This window comes from Pseudomonas sp. SDO5215_S409, from assembly GCF_054071325.1.
Genome location: NZ_JBSVWN010000191.1, coordinates 1 through 328, shown reverse-complemented (window position 1 = coordinate 328; position 328 = coordinate 1). Strand labels below are relative to the sequence as shown.

Below are 328 nucleotides of genomic sequence, written 5' to 3'. Positions count from 1 at the left end.
AGCGTCTATGGCTCGGCTGTCGAAACATAGTGGCCTACTTCAGACCATCCCTAAGCGGCGTTAGAGCATGTGGGCAGATCAAAGCTAGGACATCCATGAGCGTGGAGATTGATGGATGGCTGTCGGCAACACGCACTGCCTAGTCCTATCGAAAAAGCCGCAAATCGCGGATCGAATAGACGAGCTCACTGAAGCCTGGGATAGCGGACAGCCTGGTAACGCCGAGGTGAGATAAAGCAGTCACTCGACCAGTCGGGCCTTAGGCCCGAAAAGGCCACGACAACGCTGTGGCGGAGAGCTTTTTCCAGTTGCTAAAGCGGGAACGGAT

1 pseudogene is annotated in these 328 nt (G+C 55.2%); it reads left to right on the top strand.

Features of this window, described 5'->3' with window-relative positions:
- Nucleotides 1–121: 121 nt before the first annotated feature.
- Nucleotides 122–235: pseudogene (locus ACW9H9_RS28860) on the top strand (AbrB/MazE/SpoVT family DNA-binding domain-containing protein); the annotation flags it as partial.
- Nucleotides 236–328: the final 93 nt, after the last annotated feature.